Below are 22,718 nucleotides of genomic sequence, written 5' to 3'. Positions count from 1 at the left end.
TTTAGGAAAATAGGAGATTGTTTATGAAAAAACAAGATGTTTCAAAATGCGCATTGCTTTTGTCTCTCTTTTTAGCGGCTTCAAGTAGCCAATTAGTTCATGCAGAAGAACCTGTTAGTGACACTGCGTCAAATCTAGCCACTAACGTTGCTGAAAAACTTCCGTCAGCGGATATGAATTCAGAATCTTCTGACATTAATGTAACTACAAATCAGCTGGATGCGACTTTAGCACCAAAGGCAGAAGCTATTACAACTGAAACTAGTGAAAAAGCTTCTTCTGAAGCTAGTCAATCAGACACAATGGCTCAAACCCCTGTAGAAGGGCAAAGCCTTAATTTGCGTATCTTATCTACAACAGACCTCCATACCAACCTTGTCAATTATGACTATTACCAAGATATGCCTTCGCAAAAACTTGGTTTAGCTAAAACAGCTGTGCTAATCGACGAAGCTCGTAAAGAAAACAGTAATGTGGTTTTAGTAGATAACGGAGATATTCTTCAAGGAACACCTGTTATCATGGCTGGGAAATACGGAGATCATCTAGGTCTTATCGATCTTGAAATTACTTTCCAAAATGGCAAATGGTCTGTTAATAAAGATAAGAGCCACGCTCAAATTCGTAAAATTGATACTAAATCAGAACTTGCTGACGCTTCTATTGTTGAGATTGCTAAAGAAGCACATGATGGCACAGTTGCTTATGTGCGTAAACAAGTGGGAACGACCTCTGCTCCTATTACCAGTTACTTTGCCCTTGTCAAAGATGACCCATCAATTCAAATTGTTAACAATGCACAACGCTGGTACGCTGCCAAAGAATTAGCCGGTACAGCAGAGGCTAACCTTCCTCTCTTATCAGCTGCAGTGCCTTTCAAAGCCGGTACTCGTAACGATCCAAGTGCTTACACTGACATCCCTGTAGGACCTATTGCCATTAAAAACGTAGCTGACTTATATCTTTATGATAACGTCACAGCTATCTTAAAAGTTAATGGTGCTGACCTCAAAGAATGGTTGGAAATGGCTGCTGGTCAATTTAACACGATTAACCCATCTAATAAAGAAGCTCAAAACTTAGTTAACACTGAGTTCCGTACCTACAACTTTGATGTCATTGATGGCGTTACTTATGAGTTTGACGTCACCCAAGCTAACAAATATGACAAAGATGGTAATCTGGTTAACCCTAACTCTAGCCGTGTTCGTAATCTGAAATACATGGGCAAAGAAGTCACTGCCGACCAAGAGTTTATCGTAGTAACTAACAATTATCGTGCTAGCGGAAACTTCCCTGGAGTTAAAAATGCTACCGTAAACCGTCTACTCAAATTGGAAAATCGTCAAGCCATTATTGATTATATCGTTTCTGAAAAAACCATTAATCCTTCAGCTGATAATAACTGGTACTTCGCAGATACCATCAACGGACTTGACCTACGTTTCTTGAGCGCTGATAAAGCTAAAGACTTAATTGCCAACTCAAAAGATATTGCTTATGTGGGTCCTTCAGCAACAGCAGGTTTTAGTGATTTCACATTCACTTATATGAAGCCGGACCAAATGACTAGCATGACATCTACAGGCATGAGCCAAGCGGATCGTCAAGCCATCCACCAATTAGCAGCAAAAGTTTACAAAGAAACACGTTCTTCTGGCCAAATGCAAGCAAGCTTACCAAAAACAGGCCAAAAACAATCAACTGGACTAGCTATTCTTGGAATGACCCTCGTGGGCTTAGTTGCCTTATTTAAAAAGCCTAGAAAACAAAATTAATTTTCTATACCTAGCAACATCATTAGTCAGTATAGTCTGACCCATAAAAAGCAATCCAGGGAACTATCTTTATGTAGTTCCCTGGATTACTTTTTATATAGATATACCCATGGTGCTAGTTAATTTCAAAATATCTCAAATTGTAAGCTAGTATGATTTGTTCAATCCTCAATTGCAGCCCTGTCATGCCCCTAGCCAGTGTTCGTTCCATATCAAAAAGGGAACAAAGTTCTGAAAATCTAGTCTCAATGGTTCGTCTCATAGCCATTAGTTTCCAATGATTATGCTGTTTAGCCCCTTCCATATTTTGACGCAAGGGAGTCCAGAGGTGATAGCCATTTTGCTTCAACTCATCTTTCAGCTCACGGTTAAGGTAACCTAAGTCTGCTAAAATGACGGATTGTTCACACCTTTCTAGCAACTCGTAAACTGCCTTAATATCATGAACAGAGGCTGGGCTGACAACATAATTCAGAATGTAGCCTGATAAGGTCACTAGCATGTGAACCTTAAAACCGTAAAACCACATATGTTTAGAGGCGGTGTAACCAATATTAGCTATCCCATTGAAAAGTCTGAACCTGTGGTTACGAATAGATTGACAAAGTGGCAAAGGAAAGCTGTCTATAATAACAATGGTATTGGGAGAAATTTGAGTGTTCATTGCCTGACGAATCACTTGAACCAGCCAAATCAACTGTCTTGCACGCCTATTAAAGCGACTTCTTTCTAGTAATGTACCGCAGGGAAATAGCTGACAAATCCTATAAAAGTGACGTTGTGATTTAATACCTAGTTCAGCTTGTAATAGCAGTAAAACTAGAAGAGATTGGTCTGAAACTTTGGACAGACAGACGTTACGACGGTGTTTGAAGTCTTCCGGACAATAATCCTGATAAAACTGAGAACAAATTTTTGATAATTGACGCATATTCCATTGTAAGTGATGGGATTTAGCTGTATACTGTAAGTGGCTCATTTGGACTAACCTCCTGTTTGTGTAGGCACTTACAGTATAGTCCTTTTGGGCTTTTTATTGTATTTTGAGATTAACTAGCACCACGGGTATAGATATCTATTATCTTAATAAGTAGAATTCTTAGTTTTTTCTACTATAAATAGTACGATAATCAATAAAAGTGATAAAAATGCATATAATAAAAATATATTTCTTGACGTTCCAACTATTGATCCAAGAAGTTTTAATACTAATGGTACGCAGAAAGCACTAAAACTACAGCCGAGAAGAACTAAGGAAGTGACTCTACTGAGGTGTATTTTAGGAAAATATTCAGGTAAAGCATTAAAAATAAGAGTAATTTTGATCGTGAAAAAAAAGCCTGTTAAAATAGTCGCTACAGCAAAAGAACTTATATAGCGAGAAAAGACTAAGCTAATAAGCGATAGACAAAGTCCTACTTCTGCAAAAGTAAAGCAATAGTGTCTAAAATATTTAACAAAGAAAACAAACAAAATTCCAGCTACTATACCAATTAGTTGCTGACTTGCTAATAACAGTGCACTCTGACTACTTGTAAAATCACCTAGACTACTCATTACATCAAAAAGTCGAAGATAAATAGATGCATTTATAAGAACAGTTTCCATTGCTAACCCTATTAGTGAAAACAAATATAAGTTTTGCACGAAACTCATTTTAGTGCTTTTTTCAGTTGACTCCTCTGTAGTAACATAAGCGTTGTCGCCAGTATCAATGGTACAGGGAACAAAAAAACGTACAATAACAGAATTATTAAAGCACAAGAATAGACTAAAAAGCTATAAGACCAATCAAAATCTGCTAACTGACCTGCTAAAAATGTGAGAAACGCTGATCCAAAGACCTCCACCCCTCCCCTGTAACCAAATAGTCGTTGTCGCACCTCTCCATCGTAACGCTCTCCAATCAAAGAGATAGCTTTAATATTAACTAATCCTATCCCAATACCTAATAATACCCTAGAAGCAAAAACAAGCGGATATGATTGGATTAATACAGGGAAAGCTCCAGACAAAGCCGTAATAATTAAACCAGTAGTAATAATAGTCTGCTCACTCAGTATTTTTGTCAAAAGTGGAGAAATGATTAGCACAAGCATAATCGTTAAAGATGGCAGTGATACTAATATTTCAATAACTGATAGAGGAAGTGAATAGTAATCGTACATATCATGAGAGATCGGGGTAATAGCAAATACTGACACAAGAACTAATGATAAAGATAGAATGCTAATTTCTTCAAGGGATGATGTCATAGATTATACCTTTCTATTATGACTACTAATCTTATTATACAATTAAAGTAAAAAGATGAAATGGGCATAACTTAGTTTTTATAGCTTATTTTCAAATTTTGACTAAACATCTTATTATAAAAAAGAAGTTTGGAGAAGATATCTCCAAACTTCTTTTAACTTTTATCGCTATTGGGGAATAGGAACGATGTTTTTAGTTTTCTTCTTTTCGTTTTGCGACTGCTGCCACACCAGCTGTTGCCATAACTGGCAGGGCTGCTGCGGTGAAGAATGGGTTCACAGTTTCGCCAGTTGATGGAAGTTTCTTCTCGTCTTTAGCGATTGGTGTAGCAGGCGTTAACGCTGTCCAAGGCATACTTGATCTGCCAGGTGCTTCTGGCTTCTCTGGAGTCTTAGGTGTTTCTTCTTTCTCTTTTGATTCTTTCAGTTTAGCTTTATCTGCATTAGCTTCATTCAGTTTAGCTTGTAAAACTGCAATGTCCAGATTCAAGTCATGTCTAGCGATTTCCAATATATCAACTTCTGATTCCAACTTAGCAATCTCTTCTGCTTTCATATTGCCTTGAACTTTCAAGCTTTCAATTTCAGCATTTTTAGCTTCTAGTTCAGCATTTTTAGCTTCTAGTTGAAGTTGAACTATTGCAAGTTCTTCTTGTCTAGCACTAGCTTCAAAATTTGCTTGTTCGATAACATCAGCGTATTTTCCGATTTCGTCTATTAATTTATTGTTCTTATCTTCTAGTTCTGCGACTCGCCTAAATTTAAGCTCAAGCTCACTACTGAGATCATCCAATTCTTTTTGTTTAAGCTCAAGCTCACTACTGAGATCATTCAATTCTTTTTGTCTAGCACTAGCTTCACGATTTGCTTGTTGGATAACATCACTGTATCTTTCGATTTCGTCTATTAATTCATCATTCTCATTTGCTAGTTCTGCGTATTTTCCTATTTTTAAGCTCAAGCTCACTACTGAGATCATTCAATTCTTTTTGTCTAGCACTAGCTTCACGATTTGCTTGTTGGATAACATCACTGTATCTTTCGATTTCGTCTATTAATTCATCATTCTCATTTGCTAGTTCTGCGATTTTCCTATTTTTAAGCTCAAGCTCACTACTGAGATCATTCAATTCTTTTTGTTTTTCCTCAAATAGAATTGAATGATCTCTCAAAACTCCTAATAAAGTTTCTTCTAGAGCTCTATACGCTTCCTCTGTAATTGTATTTGTAGCCGGGTCATCTGTAGCTTGTTCAAGACTAACTTCCCTAGCTTCTAGTTGACGTTGAGCTATTGCAAGTTCTGCATCAACTTGTTTCTTAGCCTCACGAGCCGCCTCTAAATCGCTGTTTGTGCGTTCACGGCTTGCTTCCAAGACTTGTTTTTCTTCTGTGAGTTTAGCTTTATCTGCATTAGCTTCATTCAGTTTAGCTTGTAAAACTGCAATGTCCAGATTCAAGTCATGTCTAGCGATTTCCAATATATCAACTTCTGATTCCAACTTAGCAATCTCTTCTGCTTTCATATTGCCTTGAACTTTCAAGCTTTCAATTTCAGCATTTTTAGCTTCTAGTTCAGCATTTTTAGCTTCTAGTTGAAGTTGAACTATTGCAAGTTCTTCTTGTCTAGCACTAGCTTCAAAATTTGCTTGTTCGATAACATCAGCGTATTTTCCGATTTCGTCTATTAATTTATTGTTCTTATCTTCTAGTTCTGCGACTCGCCTAAATTTAAGCTCAAGCTCACTACTGAGATCATCCAATTCTTTTTGTTTAAGCTCAAGCTCACTACTGAGATCATTCAATTCTTTTTGTCTAGCACTAGCTTCACGATTTGCTTGTTGGATAACATCACTGTATCTTTCGATTTCGTCTATTAATTCATCATTCTCATTTGCTAGTTCTGCGATTTTCCTATTTTTAAGCTCAAGCTCACTACTGAGATCATTCAATTCTTTTTGTTTTTCCTCAAATAGAATTGAATGATCTCTCAAAACTCCTAATAAAGTTTCTTCTAGAGCTCTATACGCTTCCTCTGTAATTGTATTTGTATTTGTATCCGGGTCATCTGTAGCCTGTTCAAGACTAACTTCCCTAACTACAGAGTCCGCCCTAACTTCTGTTTGGCTTGCTAATCCTGCTCCCAAGACACACAAAGCTACTGCTACTGATGTAGTGCCTTTTTTCAACTTTCTAAGCGAATAGTGCTTATTCGTGTTTTCTCTAGTCATTTTTTCTCCTTTTTTAGTGTATATCATTTTTACCACTTAGTCAAATAATAATCAAATTATTTCTTGATACTCAAGCTTAACTCAATTTTAACAAATAACATCCCCTATTTCAAGTTCACTTTTTTAAAATTCTATCACTCCGCGGACTGTTTTTCTAATTGTTAGGGCAATTTTCAAATTATTATAATTTAAATCTCTGCTCCCTTTATCTATTTTTCACTATCGATGGCACTATTTACACAGTTGGAACTACCACTTTGTTCTAATCTTTATGGAGTATTCAACCTTAGATAATATCATTAAGTCTATCTGCTACTAGAGTTGGAATCATACGGTTGAAAAATAAAATTTCTACACCTTCTACCCTTTCTATAATAACATCTGTAACAATTAAATCATATTCTTCAGCTATTGCCACAAGATCAATATCCATAACTTTTAATTCTTCAAAATTGGTTACTTCAAAAAACTCTCCTACATACCGCTTCAAAAAGTTACCTGTATTACTATAGCTACGCTCAATTACCAGTACTTTTAATTTATATTGTTTTCGTCTCATTTCAAGATAAAAATTTTCCCAGGTGATAAAAAAACAATAAAGTAGATTATCTCTCAAATCACTATCCAAAAGAATGTGATTCTTATCATATAAGTCTTCTACAAGGTTTAAAAAGCAGCTATAGATCGTTTCATATTGAGAACTCAGCAGAGTAAGATAGTTTTGCTTATAATCATAGACTAAAAAGTTGACACCTATATCTTCTTGCCCTAAGATGACAGTGGCATGAAGATGGACAGCTAAATTATATTTATTTGAAATACTTAGGTTCAACTTTTGTTCAAAAGAATCTAGTACTGCTATCCAACTTGATAGTATATAAGGAGAGGGAGTAACTTCTCTTGAGAAAGCAACAGTTTTAGTTGAAATCCCAAGTTCAAGCCTTTTATCTAGATAATTAGAGAATAATTCCGTTAGAACATCTTCAGTTATGTAATAATTAAATTTCATTCGAAAAAGTGAGGATAAATCCTTCATCTCTTTCGAATTTTCTAATGCATTTAAAAGGAGCTTTCCTTGATTGTTATTATATTCATTGATTCTATAGCCTTTTTGGAAACGAATTAAGTTTACCCCACTTACAATCTTAAGATGTTGAAATAAGGCAAAATTTATATTTAAAGATGTCTTTTCTACCAGTAATGAAATTAACCGTTCATGATTCTTTTTATTTAAATAGCTTTCAAAGGGCCATTCAGTTATAGTATATGCTTCTGAAAAATATTTTAAATAGAATAAACGGATATTGTGTTCATTACCCATTACCGAGATGGGTCTAGTTGATATGAAGATATTAAATTCTTTTTTCAAATAGCTATTCGTTCTAGTAATAAGCCTTTTTAACGTAGATAAGCTAATAAATAATTCTTCTGACAGGTCTTCCAATGAAGCAAACTCCTTAAAAAAAAGTATAGACATCAATTTTAATGCTTGAGACCCTCTTAGAGCCTTTTGATAAACTTCCTGTAAGCCACAATTATCATAATATTCTATTTTCAAATAACTATCTTCATAATGTACTTTTCCGATACCACTCATCAATTGTAAATTCGCTAAACTAGCCTGTAGGGTCAATATTGTACTATCTAGAACCTTGCTCAGTTCTCTGTCTTTGACACCAGTTTTATTAGGGTGGTCAGTTAAATAGGCAATCAGTTCCAATTCTCTCCATTGCTGTTTAGTAAATAGTTTACTAACATTCATGTTCTCTCATCCTTTAATATTATTTTTCTTCTAACTCTCATAACATACCGATTAGAATGTAAACGATTATATTATAACACAAATAAATACTAAATGAGCATAGTTTTATTTCTTACAATAGTATTCACATTTTTTGATGTAATATATACACATTATATGGAGACCATTCTTTTTTTTAAAAAAAATATTTTTAGGGTGCTAAGTTTCTTTATGAACCTTTTATTACTTCTTTAATCGTTCTTTTTTTCACCTTTTTTTATTTTAGGATTAATCCTGCTTTGTTCTAATCAATCATGTTTGTCTAAGATTGTTATCCCAATAATATGATTATGATATACAAGTTCCAATTGTAAACAGGATTAGCTTATGATACTATTTAAAAAATACTAGTTTATTCTTAAAAAAGGAGACGACATGCCAAACCTATCTATCGTATTTATTAGTTTAAGCGGCAATACTTTAAGCTTTGTTAAACGTATCATCCCTTATCTTGAGGAACAGTATCAGTTATTGATTGAGCCTATTAATATCAAAGACTTAAAACATGAGACTTTTCCTGTAAAAAGACCTTTTGTTGCTATCTTACCTACCTATTTAGAAGGTGGAAATGGAAGTGATTCTGGAGATATTGAGATTCTAACCAATCCTCTAGGTGACTTTATTGCTGCACATGATAACGCTAAAAACTGTCTGGGTATCATTGGCTCAGGTAACAAGAATTTTAATCTACAATATTGCTTAACGGCTAAACAATATGCAAAGCGTTTTGGCTTTCCTCTATTAGGAGATTTCGAACTCCGAGGTGACCAAGCTGATATTGAGCGCCTAGCTAAAATTATTGTGGAACATTATGAAAAAGCAACAGAAAGCTATTAAAGTCTCTTTACAAGTGTTTTAAATCGTAGTAGACTAAGAGATGAAATTCAGGAATTTCCTGGACTGGTTCGAAAACTTCCCAGAATAAAAAACTAAGTAACCCCTTTTCAATTGCTTGGCGTAGCCTCAAGCTTTTTTCACATGTTCTAGAAAATGGTTACCTATGTTAAACGTTCGGGAGTTATGCTCTCGAACGTTTTGTTTTTTAGAAAGGTTGTTTATGTTTTCAAGAGACGTCATTATTGATTGTGATCCAGGGATTGATGATAGCTTAGCTTTACTATACGCCCTTAAGCATCCCAACTTAAATGTGGTTGCCATTACCATTGTAGAAGGCAATGTCCCTGTTGATATTGGGCTTCAAAATGCTATCTTACTGCTTGAGAAAACCAATTGTCTGCATATTCCAATCTATCTGGGGCAAGGAAACCCCTTAGTCAGAGACTTTGTCTCCGCTCAAAATACTCCCGGCATGGACGGTTTAGGAGAGAGTCAGCTGGTTCCTTCTGTCACTAAAACTGTGCAGAAAGAAAGTGCTGATCAGTTTTTAGCTAACTATTTTTCTAGGCCTAAAGAGACAGCTATCATTGCTTTGGGGCCCTTAACTAACATCGCTCAGGCCCTAACCAGGAACTCAAACCTTGGCAAGCATTGTCATCGTTTTGTCAGCATGGGTGGTAGCTTCAAGTCTCACGGCAACTGCTCGCCTGTGGCAGAGTACAATTACTGGTGTGATCCACATGCTGCTGATAAGGTCTTTCAAGACTTGGGACGCAAGGTGGAAATGGTTGGCTTAGATGTCACGCGCCAGATTGTCTTGGATCCTAATCGTGTTACCTACATGTCCCGTATAAACCCTGAGGTGACAGCCTTCATCTCAGCCATCACTTCAGCCATCACTGCTTTTTATAATGACTTTCATTGGCAATACGAACATCTGATTGGTTGTGTCATCAACGATCCTTTAGCCCTTGCTTATTTTTTAGAGCCTTCCATTTGCCAGGGCTTTGACAGTTACACTGAGATTGTGACACAAGGACCTGCCATGGGGAAAAGCATTGTCGATCAGGCAGATTTTTACCAGAAAAAGGCTAATAGCCATGTCTTAACAAGCGTTGAGACATGCCCCTTTTGGGAAGATTTTATGGCTCCTATTTTAGAAGCCCCACACCATCAAATCCGTCAGGATATAGACACTCTAAAGTTAGGATAACTCATGTCAAAAGGAAAAACACAAGTACTTAGTTTCATGGCAGTTGCCATTGCCCTTAATGTTATCGGTGCCAATTTGGCGCTCTTCTTGCGCTTACCGATTTATTTGGATATGCTTGGCACCCTAACTATCTCCATGCTATTTGGTCCTTGGTTAGGAGCACTAACAGCACTCCTTAGTGCTCTCATCTCTTGGGCAAGCACCGATATCTTTGCCCTCTTTTATGCGCCAGTAGCTATTTTAACGTCTCTTATCTGTGGCTTTCTCGCACCAAAGACAAGGCTATCTAAGAATCTCTTCTGGCAAAGCCTAATCCTGTCCTTGCCAGGAACCTTAGTCGCTTCTTTGATTATTGTTTTGCTCTTTAAGTGCATTACTTCTAGTGGGTCAAGTCTCTTGGTTCAAGCCCTCCATGGCCTTGGGATTAACATGCCCTTAAGCGTTATTCTGGTTCAATCAGGAACCGATTATTTGGATCGCTTGATAAGTCTGTTCTTCGTGGTTCTCCTTGTAAAAAGCCTTAAAAAACAAGTCACTAGAAGCTTCCCTTCTTCTTAAGGAGCTAGGACGCATTCTCCTCCTAAACATGGTATAATGAGACTGATATATTGAGTTTTAAACAAGAATGGAGTTATGATGACACAAACACTTGAATACCTGACTACTTTAGCCAATATCCCTTCTCCGACTGGTTTTACCCAAGTCATCATGGACTATGTCCAAAAGGAAATCAATGCTCTTGGTTACCAAGCTATTGCAACCACAAAAGGTGGACTTATGGTAACCGTCAAGGGAAAAAACGATGATAAGCACCGTATTGTGACTGCTCATTTAGATACCTTAGGGGCTATGGTTCGTGCTATTAAATCAGATGGTCGCCTCAAAATGGATCTTGTTGGCGACTTTGTCTACAATGCTATCGAAGGGGAAAATTGTACCGTTCATGTAGCCAAGACTGGTAAGGAAATCTCAGGTACGATTTTAATGCACCAAACCTCTGTCCATGTCTACAAAGATGCGGGGACTGCTGAGCGCAATCAGGCTAATATGGAAATTCGTTTAGATGAGAAAGTGACCAACGCTGACGAAACACGTGCTCTTGGTATCGAAGTAGGTGATTTTATTTCCTTTGATCCTCGTGTGGTTGTTACCGATTCTGGCTTTGTCAAATCGCGTCATTTGGATGATAAGATATCTGCTGCTATTTTATTGAATCTCCTGAAAACTTATCATGAGGAGCAGATTCGTCTGCCTTACACCACTCATTTTTATTTCTCAGCCTTTGAAGAAGTAGGACATGGTGCCAATTCTAGCCTTTCTCCTAAGGCCGTAGAATATCTGGCTGTTGACATGGGAGCTATGGGCGATGATCAAGCCACAGATGAATACACGGTTTCTATTTGTGTCAAAGACGGCTCAGGCCCATACCACTATGGTCTGCGTCAACACATGGTCTCTTTGTGCCAAAGTCACAATATTCCTTACCAATTAGATATCTATCCTTATTATGGTAGTGATGCTTCAGCCGCCATGCGAGCAGGCGCTGAGGTCAGACACGCCTTGCTAGGAGCAGGTATTGAATCCAGTCATTCCTATGAACGCACTCACATGGACTCCATCCAAGCTACCGAACGCTTAGTAGATGCTTATCTCAAGAGTTCCATGATTGACTAAGGCAAAAAGGATGACAAAAGTTATTTTAATTCGCGGTAAATCTAGCTTAGCCAATCTCTAAATAACAAAAAAGAAGCGCATGCTTCTTTTTTAGTTTGCCCATTCTAAGGTGAATTCTAAACCGTAATGATCGCTCACGACTGGTGCTTCGCCTCCTTCAAAGGTGATTTTAGAAGATAGGATTTTAAATTCTTCAGTCGTAAAGATATGATCCACCTTATAGGCCTCTTTATTATCTTCCCAGCCATCAATATCCGCGACAATGCTGTGTTCTCCAAAGCGATAAGCTGCTATCTCATGACTATCTCTTAAGCCTAGTTGACTATCTAAGATTAATTGGTAGCCTGCTTGATCTGTTGGATTATTAAAATCTCCCATGACTATCAATGGACTATCAATGCTTTTTAACTTCTCTTCCAAACGTTGCCATTCTCCAATAAAGCCTTTATCAAACCAAGACAAGTGACCATTAACCACTGTAATTTCTTTTCCTTCTATGGTCGTTTTAGCAATCAAAGCTCGTCTAGTATGGTAATCCTTCTCATCATCCATGGCCGATATTAAGATTTCTGATGTCTGCATGGGTTGCTTAGATAAGATAGCGACCCCTTCGTGGTAAATCCCGTAGCCGATATGATTATAAGCCCACGACCAATAATAATGCTGCCCTCGTTTTTTTAAGTACTGGATTAACAGCAAAGCAAAATTATCTTTATGAACGGCTGGTGTTCCTGGAATAGCTTGATAAGCTGGTAAAGAGGTAGCTAATTCACTTTCCATTAATTGATTAATCTCCTGTAAGCAAATCACATCGTACTTTTCAGCCAAGATATGCTCGGCCATATCAACTAATTTTTTTAAAGCATTGATTTCCATCCATGAATGGGTATTTAGCGTTAATAGCTTGGTCATTTCTTCTCCTATAAGACAAGAGGAGTCATAGGAAGTAAGAGGGTATTCCCCTTGTCCTATCACTCTCTCTAAAGATATGTTAAAGGTTGACTTTAGCGACTAGCGTCTTAGCTGTCTGTGCGCCTTTTGCCACAAGGTCAACAGATTTAATTTCAGTAGTATTGGTAAAGGCAACGACAATGGTCTTTTCTCTGTCAGCTGATTGTATAGCAGCTAAATCAGCTACGACTAATAAGTCTCCTGCCACAACTTTTTGTCCTTGATTGACTTTGACAGAAAAAGGAACGCCATTTAAAGCAACGGTATCAAGTCCATGCCAAGTCCCGCCTTGATGGCCATTGGCGTACGTGTCAAAAGCTCGATATTACCAAAAGAATGAACACGTAAGTTGACAAGATCTGCCATAGCAAATGAAGCACCTTGTACCACAGCATAAACCAAGTAAAGTGGCATAGCTGCAAACATAAACATGTATTCTAAAGGCTCTGTCACCCCTGTTAAGAAGACTGCTGCTGCCGCCGAGATAAACATCATTTTGTATTTGTGTTTTTTATCCGCATCGACATTTCGATACATGGCAAGGGCTACCCCCATAAGGGTTCCTGTTGCGCCAATCATTTGACCAACTTTGAAGCGAGCCGGTATCACGGTGTGCATTAACTCTTGATAAGAAGCGCCATGACTGCCTTTTAAGTTGACAAGGTCAGTCACCCAGGCTAACCAAAGCGGATCTTGTCCAAATACCTTGGTCCCTGCTGCAGCACCAGTCATAACCTCATAGGTGCCACCAAGGGCTGTATAGTTCATTGGAATGGTTAACATATGGTGCAAGCCAAAAGGCAACAAGAGGCGCTCTAAAGTACCGTATAAAAATGGTGCTAGAATTGGAGCTGAATCTTGAGACGAAGCAATCCACATCCCAAAACCGTTAATACCAGATTGAATAACTGGCCACACCAGTGCCAAAATCAAGGCAACGATGGCTGATCTGACAATAACCACGAAGGGCACAAAACGTTTCCCATTAAAGAAGGCTAGGACATCAGGTAAGCGACGGTAATTGTAATATTTGTTAAAGGCTGTAGCCCCCACAAAACCAGCTATGATCCCAACGAAACCCCCCGTGTTAAGAGCAGGTGATTCTAAAACACTGGTGAAATAATTTTTTACGATCATTTCAGTGCCTAAAATACTCTTGATTTTAGCTTCGGGATCCGCCAACATCGCTGCATTAACCCCGTAGATAGCTCCTGTAATGCGACTAATCAAAACAAAAGCCAGACCTGAAGCAAAGGCTCCCCCAGCTCTTTCTTTAGCCCAGCTACCACCGATAGCTAAGGCAAAAAGCAAATGAAGATTACCAATTACTCCCCATCCAATTTGAGCAATGACGTTACCGATAGTTGCTAACAGATGAGAATCTGGATTAATCATAGGAATAGAATTTCCGATACTAACCATAAGACCAGCAGCAGGCATTACAGCAATGACTACCATAAGACATTTCCCGAACTTTTGCCAAAATTCGAAACTAAAGACTTGTTTGAACGAACCTTTCATTCTTCCTCTCCTTTGAAAAAACAGGGCTAAGAAGCCATTAATAAATACTTCTAGCAACTTTAGATGATGAGATTAACAAATTACGCAAACGTTTGCGCTTTTGTTACACATATTATACTAACCTTTTATTATTTTGTAAAGCGTTTTCTCAAAAAAAGATTAAAAAGACTGACCGAGGCCAGTCTTCACTATTCTATTGACTTGTTGAAGCTCTCTCAATAATTTGATGGGGAATTAGGACTGTTTCTGAGTCTCTATCAGTGCCAGTTAAGACCAACTCAGCCGCTTTTTCTCCCAGTTGATAAGGAACTGAAGTCAATGCTGGACTGGCAAGTTCTGCTAGCATGGAGTTGTTAAAACTAATCATCTTTGTATCTTCGTTAGACTCTACTTGCTTTAGCAAACGCTGCAAGCTAATGGCTAATAAATCATCACAAGTAATATAGGCTCTGTCAGGATTTTCTTTCACATAAGCCAAACTCTCTTGATCACACAATTGGTTTTGGCTATTGTTGAGATGAAAAGCATGCGGAGTCAACTCATGCTCTGTCATTAAGTCATGATATCCCTGATAGCGATCAGACTGAACTAATTCAGCCATATCCGTATAGACAAAGCTAATCTGGCGACAGCCTTTTTGAAAGAGAAAATTAGCAGCATCATAACCTGCTTGTCGATTATCATTATCCACAAACTTGGCATTTCCTTTATTCTCAAGTGCCGATTGTCCTACTACCACACAGTCCACAGACTGATTTTTAACAAACTCAAAGACCTGATCATCCGTTTTGGAATATAAAAAGACTAGCTTACCAATATTACCGCTGCGAATCATATTTTGAACATTTTTCAAAAGCTCTTCTTCAGAACGTCCAGTCGCTAGACTAACCATATAGCCATGATCCGTACAAATGGCTGCAATCCCCTGAATAATTTGCATAAAAAAGGGATTGTTCCCCAAGCTCTCTTGACTTTCTCTTACAGGTAAGATAATACCCACAGTATTAGACTGCTTTTTGACCAAGTTTTGAGCAGAGTAATTGGGAGAATAGTCCAATGCTTCCATGGCTTTTCTAACCCTGTCTTTTGTAGCTTGACTAATCATGGCATTATCATGCATCGCCCTTGAAGCTGTCGATGGCGACACACCTGCTAGCCTTGCAACATCTTTGATAGTAACCAAAGTCCCCTCCTGATAATCTTTTCTTCTAGAATAGTCATTTTAGTAGCAACTGTCAACTGCTTAAATCAAAAAGACCAGCTAGGAGCTGATCTCAGTTTAACGAAAAAGTCACTTTTTACTACTTTCCTTAGGTACTGTCGGACGGTAGCGAATCCTTAGAAGAATTCCATACCTAATTGTCGAGCCTAAGGTCTCGCCAGTTCCAAGTGTCTAAAATCTTTCTATTAAAAGGATTTTAGACACTTTCAGCACGGCGGAAGTAGCCTTAATAAGCTCGCTATCGCTCGCAGAAATAGGATATTTAGTAAATCCCTTGCAAAGCTTCTCATCCTATTGGTGTAGGGAGATGGGGTTTTTCTACAGTCTGAGACCAGCTAGAAGCTGATCTCAGACTGATTTTTTTAGTTATGGTTAATAAGGCATTGAATGATGTCTTTGAGATATGTTATGCTAAAAGAAAGGAAAACATCCTGACAGCCTCTACTCCAGAGGACTAACTTACTCCTGGAGGGACTTATGTTTGATAGCTTTATCTTTATCGTCAGTTTGCTTCACCTAGTTATGCTCTACCTCATCTATCGTTTACGCCACCAGCGTCCTAAATGGCTGATTTTCTTAGGCTACCTGGTTACGACAGGGGGTCTTCTTTTCCTATTTTATATTCACTTCTTAAGACTTTAGTTGGAAATCATCTTCTAATTTAGCAATGAGCGATTTAAGGAGATTAGCATTAATACGATATTTACTACTATCATCAGCCTTACTAGCCAATAACAAATGCGCATTAATCAGCTTTTGAGTATGAAAAGAGACGGCTGCTCCTGTTATATCTAACTCTTGAGCGATGGTTTTACTTTTAGCATGAGGCTTAGTTAAAGCAGCTAAAATAGCATAGCGAGTAGGATCACTAAGAATTTTCAAACTATGAGTAAAAGTATCCAAATTCAAGGTCTGTTGACTTTCCAATAAAAGATCCATCCGACAAGAGAGAATAAAAACATTTTTGGGTTGACTTGTCATAGCTTGAAAATAATGAAATCGAATCATCCAAGGACTCAGAATGTAGACATCCGCAAGGTTGTCTTTTTCAATTGTCATTGGTGACTCCGAAAAATAGGAAGAATGTGTCAAAAATTCTGCTATTGAAAATTCCTGTGCATAACGGCGACGCTCAGGTCTACTTCTTTCTAAGTAAGGCAAATATAAGGCAATCAGCTCCTCAGATAGCGTCACAAAATGCTTCATAAAAGATGAGGGATTTCTGTAAAATTGACTAAAATACCATTTGTTCTCAGCTGAGTAGGAAGAGACTTCCAAGTACGTCAAAAAATCCTCCGCTTTTTGATTAGAGTCTAGCTTAGTTTTAACTAAATCTGTCAAAAGTTCTTGAATAGCAAAATCACTCATAGCCAAAGCATAGTCATGAATCTCTTGCGGTTCTTGAGGTGATAAACCTTCTGATAACATTTTAAAGTAAAGGATAGCCCAAAGACTATAGGCATCTCCCATTAAGTAGTAGCGTTTGATTCTGTCTTGATAAGGCCGAAATAGGGCATGTAATTCATCAAGCACTGGAAAAACATCCTGGAAAATCTTTTGCTCTTTGGTTGAAAAGTCCCACTCCCATTCCTGTTTGTCATAAGCTAATAGATTAATATATGATAATTCCACTAAGTCACTACTTGTTTCTGAATAATTAATTCTCATCATGCTCCAGTCTGATTGATTTGTTGTCTGTGTGAATCGTATAGTTGTTGATAATAGGATATCCCAAAAAGCCTAACGAGAGCAAGACAAAGATAGAAGAAAGCTGCCTTGCTGACAAGACCAAGATAAGAGCTGCCATAAACAATTTCCCTAATACCATACTTAAGGTAAAGAGACTTGAAATACCTGCTGCCACAGTAGCTAGTCCCTCTTCTGGAAAACTTACCATAATTATGGCATTTAATTTAGGGTTTAAAATACCTGAAGCCACTGTCATAACAAGAAAAGAAATCACCATAATAGGTAAAGAGATTAAATCGCAAGTTGTCAAGTCAAGTGCAACCAGTTCATAGATAACTAGAGTTCCAGATGTTAAGCTGTTCGGGATAGCTCAAACAGGAATTTTGAGGATTGATATTGAAGAAGTCGTCTTGGGCGCTCATTGATGGCAGTAATATAATTGTCAAGTTCTTCAGAGGTTAGTGGATTAAGTGAGACTCCTTTAGGGACATATTCTCTGAGGAGGCCATTGAAGTTCTCGTTTTTTCCTCTCTCATGTGAAGAATAGGGATGTGCAAAGTAAACTTCAACAGCTTCTAAGTTTGAGAGTAAACTAAACTCAGAACCATTATCCGCTGTGATGGATGCAATAGGATACTGACTGATGAGATGCGTGACAGCTCGGTTAATGGTTTGGGACTGCTTGTCTTCTAGCTTAACTCCTAGTGCATAGCGTGTCTGGCGCTCTACCAAAGTCAACATAACAGCTTCACCTTTGGTTTTCTTGCCGAGAACCAAATCAATCTCCCAATGCCCAAATTCAGAACGATCATTAATATATTCTGGACGTTCTTCGATAGATTTACCTAAAGTCTTCTTATTCGTCTTCATGACTTTCTTAGAACGTTTTCTGATACTAACCATCTTAGGCAAATCGATTGGTTTAATAGCTAATACCCCCTCTTTGATATAACGATAAATCGTTTTGGTAGAGGGGACGACTTCTTCAGGATGGTTCACTTTGTAAGTCTGAACAAAACTATCCACACTATGGAGACGAATGTTAGCCGTCAAGGCAGATTCTAATTGTTCAATGAACCTAGCGGAGCAGTCATTCAACTTGAGATAAGAACTCTTTTGACGATTGGTTTCATAGACACGTTGCCCACTATCAGCAAAATAGGCGTTGAAGAAGGTTTGTTTTCCATTCTTATCCTTTACCTGTTCTACTGAACCACGTTTTATTTCTCGGCAGATTGTAGAACGGTGACGACCCAAGAGTCGAGCAATCTCAGCGGGTTTCTTTCCCATTTTAAGATAAGCAGCAATTTCACCCCGTTCTGTGGCTGAAAGATGAGAATAGGATGATTTTCTGGTAGAATTAATGTTGGACATGTTCATCTGCTTTCCATACTGAATTGGGGAATTCTAGTATATCAGACGAACATGTCTTTTTTGTTGCACTTCATTTTACAACGCGGGAAAGAGATTAAATAAAAGCCCATAAAAATGAAAAAGGGAGAAAAAGTAGTCATCACTAATAGTTTCTCTAGAGAAATCCTTTTTGCAAGTGTTGTGGTGACTGCACTACCTATAATCGTTCCAAGCGTAGTTAGCATGCTAAAGATTGCCAAGGTGGTTGCTGGATTAAAAACTCTAAAACGAGCATCTTCTTTCATGCTAAGCATTAAAAGAGCATCAAAGCTGGCTAATAGGGCATTGAGGATAACAATCGTTACTATAGAGCTCTTTAAAAATGGAACACGGTCTAAGAGTCGATAGGATGATTGAAGCCTTTGTAAGATTTGAGCAGGCATTCCTTTACCTTTAAGCTTACCTGAATCTGATAAAGTCAACGGTCTCTTTTTTACAAGAGCTTTTAAAGAAGAGCGTATGCCTATCATCAAAAGAGAAGAAACCAAAAACGTCCCTGCATTGATAAAGGCCAAGTTTCGATAAGATAATAAGCCAATCAACAATGCACTAGAAGTTTGAAAGAGCATACCAAATGCTGAACTGGTTCCTTGGCGAAAAGCAAACATGGCTTCACGATCTTCTTCAGGAACAATCCGCAAACTCAAGGGGATATATAGGGCATTCTCATATTGACCTGAAAGATCTGACAAAAAGTTAACTACAACTGCCACGATAAGCACCCATAGAGCTGGTTTAAAGCCCATCAGAATTCCCATCCCTAAATACAGAACGCCTCTAAAAACTTGTGTAGCTAGGATCGTATCAATCTTATTTCTTGTTTGATCACCCAAAATTCCCATCAATAGTCTAGTTAATAAGGGCAGAGATTCAGATAGACTCACTAAAGAAATCGCTAACTTAGCTTGAGGTAATTGAAGAACATAGTTCATTAAGGCAAGATAATAGAGCACATCTCCAAAATTGGAAAGTAAATCTGCTAGAAAAGTCACCATAAATAAGCGATTGCCGATTACACGTTTCATATTTTCACCCACTTATTTTAAATTAAATAAACACTTAACTAAATTATATACTTAATTGAAATTAAGTCAATACTTAATTTTGTTTCAAAAAAACAAGCAGTTGCTTATCAACTACTTGTTTATTGTTATCGAGACATCTCCAAAGCATAACTAATAGCACTTAGAGCATATAGTGGAGCTGTTTCGGTTCGTAAAATCCGAGGACCTAAACCGAGGCTGGTCGCACCTGCTGCTTCAAAAAGAGCCACTTCTCTCGGTGAAATCCCCCCTTCAGGGCCAAAAATAATCAGGATTTTCTCACCAGCTTGACAAGCCTTAAGCTCTGTAGCAAGACGGCTCTGCTCACCTCGCTTAGCTGACTCTTCATAGGCTACCCAAATGCGATCAAAATGAGCTAGCTCAGCCAAGAAGTCCTTTTGCTGAGCAAAGAGGCTGACTTGAGGCAGACGGTTTCGCTTACTCTGCTGTGCTGCGCCTAAGGCGATTTTTTCTAATTTCTCTTCTTTTTTGGCTAGTTTTTTAGCATCCCACTTGACTACAGACCAATCAGCTGGGTAAGCCCAGATTCCCATAGCACCAAGTTCTGTGGCTTTTTGGGTAACAAAATCCAGCTTGTCTCCTTTAAGAAAACCAGAAGCAATAGTCACTTCTACAGGAAGCTCCACCTGATCATCTATAGGTTCCAAGACTTGAAGGAGGTGTTGCTGATGATCCAAGACCTTGGCTAAGCGCTTAATGCCATCATCAAAAACAAGAACCAGTTCTTGCCCCTCTACTAAGCGCATGACCTGAAACATGTGCTTGAGGGTTTCTTTATCTTCTATGACCAGCCTGTCTTTGGCAGGTCCTGTTATAAAATACTGTTGCATTAGCCGCCAATCACTCCCGACATGTCATCTGTTTTTTTGAAGACCAAAGCATTCCACTCGTCCTGAATCATATGCGTTTCCAAGAAAAAGCCTGCACTAAAGGCTGCTTCAAGCATCATGTCCAATTTCTCAGAAATAATGCCTGACATGATCAGATATCCTTGATCTTTGACCAAGCGATAAGCGTCATCAGTCAGATGAATGAGGACATCTGCCAAAATATTGGCCACAATGACATCTGCTTGTCTATCAATGCCTTTTAATAAGTCACCTGTCGCCACATGGATATTTTCCGTGTTTTGATTAAGATCAATATTTTCTTGTGCCACGCGCACCGCTACCTCATCGAGGTCATAAGCATAGATGTCCTTAGCACTAAGCAGTGAGCTTGCAATAGAAAGAACTCCAGAACCAGTTCCAACGTCAATAACTGTTTCACCTCCACGCAACACTTGCTCCAGCGCAAACAGACTCATTTTAGTCGTTGGATGGGTACCTGTTCCAAAGGCCATTCCTGGATCCAACTTGATGAGTTTTTCGCTAGGAGAGGCCACATAATTTTCTGTCCAACTCGGTACAATGGTTAAGTCATGGGTGATACGTGCGGGCTCATAGTATTTTTTCCAGTTTTCAGCCCAGTCTTCCTCTGCCAACTTTTGGCTATTGACCTCTACTTGCCCAGTCTCTAGCCCAAAATGGGATAATTCGCCTAAGCCTTGATTAAGGGCTATCATGACCTGGCTCAAATCGCTACTGGATGGGTAGTAGCCCGTCACTGCAATCATATCTGACTGCTCAACTTGAGGATAAAGCTCCCCAAAACGGTCTTCCTGACCAATATAATCTGCGCTATCTGAAATAGCCACCCCTTGACTTCCTGTTTCGATTAGCAAATTAGAAACAGCTTCTTCAGCATCTCGGTGTACCTGCACCGTCACTTCTTGCCATGCATTCATCTTAAATTCCTTTCAATATTTACCTAGACGTATCTATACTCTCTTAAATACATTCTGGTAAATTTCTACAACATCATTACCTGAAAATGGATCATATAATAGCCAATTCTTAGAGAAAAAATCCTCTTGTCAAAGTGCTATTGTAAATTTCTCATTATCAACTATTTCAATATATATAGGATAATTTATCATCATATCTGTCACTTTGAAATACTTTTTACAATTTACATATGCTCTTGCAATTAAGTTCAAAATTTCAGAGTTAGATAAATCAACAGATTTTTCTATATTAATTGTTACTTTAGGATATCCATAAAAAGTTTTATCAACCGTTACATTTCCAGTATTAATAATACTATACTTCCTTATTAAAAATATATATTTCACCCATGGTGCTAGTTAATTTCAAAATATCTCAAATTGTAAGCTAGTATGATTTGTTCAATCCTCAATTGCAGCCCTGTCATGCCCCTAGCCAGTGTTCGTTCCATATCAAAAAGGGAACAAAGTTCTGAAAATCTAGTCTCAATGGTTCGTCTCATAGCCATTAGTTTCCAATGATTATGCTGTTTAGCCCCTTCCATATTTTGACGCAAGGGAGTCCAGAGGTGATAGCCATTTTGCTTCAACTCATCTTTCAGCTCACGGTTAAGGTAACCTAAGTCTGCTAAAATGACGGATTGTTCACACCTTTCTAGCAACTCGTAAACTGCCTTAATATCATGAACAGAGGCTGGGCTGACAACATAATTCAGAATGTAGCCTGATAAGGTCACTAGCATGTGAACCTTAAAACCGTAAAACCACATATGTTTAGAGGCGGTGTAACCAATATTAGCTATCCCATTGAAAAGTCTGAACCTGTGGTTACGAATAGATTGACAAAGTGGCAAAGGAAAGCTGTCTATAATAACAATGGTATTGGGAGAAATTTGAGTGTTCATTGCCTGACGAATCACTTGAACCAGCCAAATCAACTGTCTTGCACGCCTATTAAAGCGACTTCTTTCTAGTAATGTACCGCAGGGAAATAGCTGACAAATCCTATAAAAGTGACGTTGTGATTTAATACCTAGTTCAGCTTGTAATAGCAGTAAAACTAGAAGAGATTGGTCTGAAACTTTGGACAGACAGACGTTACGACGGTGTTTGAAGTCTTCCGGACAATAATCCTGATAAAACTGAGAACAAATTTTTGATAATTGACGCATATTCCATTGTAAGTGATGGGATTTAGCTGTATACTGTAAGTGGCTCATTTGGACTAACCTCCTGTTTGTGTAGGC

The 22,718-nt window shown here is 38.1% G+C and carries 19 protein-coding genes, 3 pseudogenes and 1 riboswitch; of the genes and pseudogenes, 5 read left to right on the top strand and 17 right to left on the bottom strand.

Translation table 11 applies throughout. The annotated features are described in order from the left end of the window. The first annotated feature begins 23 nt into the window (after positions 1-23). Positions 24-1,778: a 5'-nucleotidase C-terminal domain-containing protein gene (locus STRIC_RS00670; protein ID WP_008087304.1), complete on the top strand. Its 1,755-nt coding sequence runs from the start codon at positions 24-26 to the stop codon at positions 1,776-1,778. 115 nt (positions 1,779-1,893) lie between these two features. Here the strand turns inward: STRIC_RS00670 and STRIC_RS00665 are convergent, their stop codons facing one another. From STRIC_RS00665 to STRIC_RS00640, 6 genes and pseudogenes are all read right to left on the bottom strand, one after another. After that, the gene (locus tag STRIC_RS00665; RefSeq protein ID WP_008086983.1) at positions 1,894-2,757 is read right to left on the bottom strand and encodes an IS982 family transposase; all 864 of its coding nucleotides are present in this window, start codon (positions 2,755-2,757) and stop codon (positions 1,894-1,896) included. A 104-nt stretch (positions 2,758-2,861) separates the two neighbouring features. Next, a complete protein-coding gene (locus STRIC_RS00660; protein WP_162097580.1) occupies positions 2,862-3,425 on the bottom strand; it encodes an MFS transporter in 564 nt (187 codons plus the stop codon). A 5-nt stretch (positions 3,426-3,430) separates the two neighbouring features. Further along, positions 3,431-4,033 (bottom strand): MFS transporter, encoded by a 603-nt coding sequence (locus tag STRIC_RS00655; RefSeq protein WP_008087106.1) that lies wholly within the window; start codon positions 4,031-4,033, stop codon positions 3,431-3,433. A 193-nt stretch (positions 4,034-4,226) separates the two neighbouring features. After that, positions 4,227-4,994, bottom strand: a complete 768-nt coding sequence (locus STRIC_RS00650; RefSeq protein ID WP_162097579.1) for an LPXTG cell wall anchor domain-containing protein — start codon at positions 4,992-4,994, stop codon at positions 4,227-4,229. Between the two features lie 343 nt (positions 4,995-5,337). Then, positions 5,338-6,261 (bottom strand): annotated as a pseudogene (locus STRIC_RS00645) (YSIRK-type signal peptide-containing protein); the annotation flags it as partial. Positions 6,262-6,547: 286 nt separating this feature from the next. Next, complete coding sequence (locus STRIC_RS00640; RefSeq protein ID WP_008087100.1) at positions 6,548-8,023, bottom strand: helix-turn-helix domain-containing protein; 1,476 nt, start codon at positions 8,021-8,023, stop codon at positions 6,548-6,550. Positions 8,024-8,437: 414 nt separating this feature from the next. Between STRIC_RS00640 and nrdI the strand changes: the two genes are divergently transcribed. From nrdI to STRIC_RS00620, 4 genes are all read left to right on the top strand, one after another. Further along, positions 8,438-8,899 carry a class Ib ribonucleoside-diphosphate reductase assembly flavoprotein NrdI gene (nrdI, locus tag STRIC_RS00635; RefSeq protein ID WP_008087214.1) on the top strand — a complete coding sequence of 154 codons (462 nt, stop codon included), beginning with the start codon at positions 8,438-8,440 and terminating at the stop codon, positions 8,897-8,899. A 57-nt stretch (positions 8,900-8,956) separates the two neighbouring features. After that, positions 8,957-9,001, top strand: a riboswitch (PreQ1 riboswitch). A gap of 118 nt (positions 9,002-9,119) precedes the next feature. After that, the gene (locus STRIC_RS00630; RefSeq protein WP_008087001.1) at positions 9,120-10,112 is read left to right on the top strand and encodes a nucleoside hydrolase; all 993 of its coding nucleotides are present in this window, start codon (positions 9,120-9,122) and stop codon (positions 10,110-10,112) included. Between the two features lie 3 nt (positions 10,113-10,115). Further along, the gene (locus STRIC_RS00625; protein WP_008087378.1) at positions 10,116-10,670 is read left to right on the top strand and encodes a membrane protein; all 555 of its coding nucleotides are present in this window, start codon (positions 10,116-10,118) and stop codon (positions 10,668-10,670) included. A gap of 78 nt (positions 10,671-10,748) precedes the next feature. Continuing rightward, positions 10,749-11,786, top strand: coding sequence for a M42 family metallopeptidase (locus STRIC_RS00620; protein WP_008087286.1), 1,038 nt, complete (start codon positions 10,749-10,751; stop codon positions 11,784-11,786). Positions 11,787-11,876: 90 nt separating this feature from the next. Here STRIC_RS00620 and STRIC_RS00615 read toward each other — a convergent pair whose 3' ends face one another. The 11 genes and pseudogenes from STRIC_RS00615 to STRIC_RS00565 all read right to left on the bottom strand — a co-directional run bounded on the left by STRIC_RS00615 (position 11,877) and on the right by STRIC_RS00565 (position 22,691). Next, a complete protein-coding gene (locus STRIC_RS00615; RefSeq protein WP_008087381.1) occupies positions 11,877-12,698 on the bottom strand; it encodes an endonuclease/exonuclease/phosphatase family protein in 822 nt (273 codons plus the stop codon). Positions 12,699-12,777: 79 nt separating this feature from the next. After that, positions 12,778-12,951, bottom strand: a pseudogene (locus STRIC_RS13005) (hypothetical protein); the annotation flags it as partial. Between the two features lie 50 nt (positions 12,952-13,001). Continuing rightward, positions 13,002-14,258: pseudogene (locus tag STRIC_RS00610) on the bottom strand (PTS transporter subunit IIBC); the annotation flags it as partial. Positions 14,259-14,451: 193 nt separating this feature from the next. Continuing rightward, complete coding sequence (locus tag STRIC_RS00605; protein ID WP_008087357.1) at positions 14,452-15,441, bottom strand: LacI family DNA-binding transcriptional regulator; 990 nt, start codon at positions 15,439-15,441, stop codon at positions 14,452-14,454. Between the two features lie 669 nt (positions 15,442-16,110). Then, positions 16,111-17,151 (bottom strand): ArsR/SmtB family transcription factor, encoded by a 1,041-nt coding sequence (locus STRIC_RS00600; protein ID WP_040831714.1) that lies wholly within the window; start codon positions 17,149-17,151, stop codon positions 16,111-16,113. After that, on the bottom strand, positions 17,138-17,479 hold the full coding sequence (locus STRIC_RS00595; RefSeq protein WP_156033562.1) for an MFS transporter: 342 nt from the start codon (positions 17,477-17,479) through the stop codon (positions 17,138-17,140). Before STRIC_RS00595 ends, STRIC_RS00600 begins: the two co-directional genes overlap by 14 nt. A 41-nt stretch (positions 17,480-17,520) precedes the next feature. Beyond that, the gene (locus STRIC_RS00590) at positions 17,521-18,543 is read right to left on the bottom strand and encodes an IS30 family transposase (protein WP_200857358.1); all 1,023 of its coding nucleotides are present in this window, start codon (positions 18,541-18,543) and stop codon (positions 17,521-17,523) included. A 41-nt stretch (positions 18,544-18,584) separates the two neighbouring features. Then, positions 18,585-19,607: an MFS transporter gene (locus STRIC_RS00585; protein WP_008086966.1), complete on the bottom strand. Its 1,023-nt coding sequence runs from the start codon at positions 19,605-19,607 to the stop codon at positions 18,585-18,587. Positions 19,608-19,732: 125 nt separating this feature from the next. Then, positions 19,733-20,476, bottom strand: a complete 744-nt coding sequence (locus STRIC_RS00580; protein ID WP_008087074.1) for a 16S rRNA (uracil(1498)-N(3))-methyltransferase — start codon at positions 20,474-20,476, stop codon at positions 19,733-19,735. Then, positions 20,476-21,432: a 50S ribosomal protein L11 methyltransferase gene (prmA, locus tag STRIC_RS00575; RefSeq protein ID WP_008087200.1), complete on the bottom strand. Its 957-nt coding sequence runs from the start codon at positions 21,430-21,432 to the stop codon at positions 20,476-20,478. Before prmA ends, STRIC_RS00580 begins: the two co-directional genes overlap by 1 nt. Positions 21,433-21,827: 395 nt before the next feature. Then, a complete protein-coding gene (locus STRIC_RS00565) occupies positions 21,828-22,691 on the bottom strand; it encodes an IS982 family transposase (RefSeq protein WP_008086983.1) in 864 nt (287 codons plus the stop codon). Between the last annotated feature and the right edge of the window lie 27 nt (positions 22,692-22,718).

Origin of the sequence: Streptococcus ictaluri 707-05 (assembly GCF_000188015.2) — a bacterium.
In the GTDB taxonomy this organism is placed as follows: Bacteria; Bacillota; Bacilli; order Lactobacillales; family Streptococcaceae; genus Streptococcus; species Streptococcus ictaluri.
This window is presented reverse-complemented; position numbering and strand designations above follow the sequence as displayed.

Excerpts from the sequence above, each read along its gene's own strand:
- STRIC_RS00670 (WP_008087304.1), top strand. The coding sequence starts at position 24 with ATGAAAAAACAAGATGTTTCAAAATGCGCATTGCTTTTGTCTCTCTTT.
- STRIC_RS00665 (WP_008086983.1), bottom strand. The coding sequence starts at position 2,757 with ATGAGCCACTTACAGTATACAGCTAAATCCCATCACTTACAATGGAAT.
- STRIC_RS00655 (WP_008087106.1), bottom strand. The coding sequence starts at position 4,033 with ATGACATCATCCCTTGAAGAAATTAGCATTCTATCTTTATCATTAGTT.
- STRIC_RS00640 (WP_008087100.1), bottom strand. The coding sequence starts at position 8,023 with ATGAATGTTAGTAAACTATTTACTAAACAGCAATGGAGAGAATTGGAA.
- nrdI (WP_008087214.1), top strand. The coding sequence starts at position 8,438 with ATGCCAAACCTATCTATCGTATTTATTAGTTTAAGCGGCAATACTTTA.
- STRIC_RS00630 (WP_008087001.1), top strand. The coding sequence starts at position 9,120 with ATGTTTTCAAGAGACGTCATTATTGATTGTGATCCAGGGATTGATGAT.
- STRIC_RS00625 (WP_008087378.1), top strand. The coding sequence starts at position 10,116 with ATGTCAAAAGGAAAAACACAAGTACTTAGTTTCATGGCAGTTGCCATT.
- STRIC_RS00620 (WP_008087286.1), top strand. The coding sequence starts at position 10,749 with ATGACACAAACACTTGAATACCTGACTACTTTAGCCAATATCCCTTCT.
- STRIC_RS00615 (WP_008087381.1), bottom strand. The coding sequence starts at position 12,698 with ATGACCAAGCTATTAACGCTAAATACCCATTCATGGATGGAAATCAAT.
- STRIC_RS00600 (WP_040831714.1), bottom strand. The coding sequence starts at position 17,151 with ATGATGAGAATTAATTATTCAGAAACAAGTAGTGACTTAGTGGAATTA.
- STRIC_RS00590 (WP_200857358.1), bottom strand. The coding sequence starts at position 18,543 with ATGTCCAACATTAATTCTACCAGAAAATCATCCTATTCTCATCTTTCA.
- STRIC_RS00585 (WP_008086966.1), bottom strand. The coding sequence starts at position 19,607 with ATGAAACGTGTAATCGGCAATCGCTTATTTATGGTGACTTTTCTAGCA.
- STRIC_RS00580 (WP_008087074.1), bottom strand. The coding sequence starts at position 20,476 with ATGCAACAGTATTTTATAACAGGACCTGCCAAAGACAGGCTGGTCATA.
- prmA (WP_008087200.1), bottom strand. The coding sequence starts at position 21,432 with ATGAATGCATGGCAAGAAGTGACGGTGCAGGTACACCGAGATGCTGAA.
- STRIC_RS00565 (WP_008086983.1), bottom strand. The coding sequence starts at position 22,691 with ATGAGCCACTTACAGTATACAGCTAAATCCCATCACTTACAATGGAAT.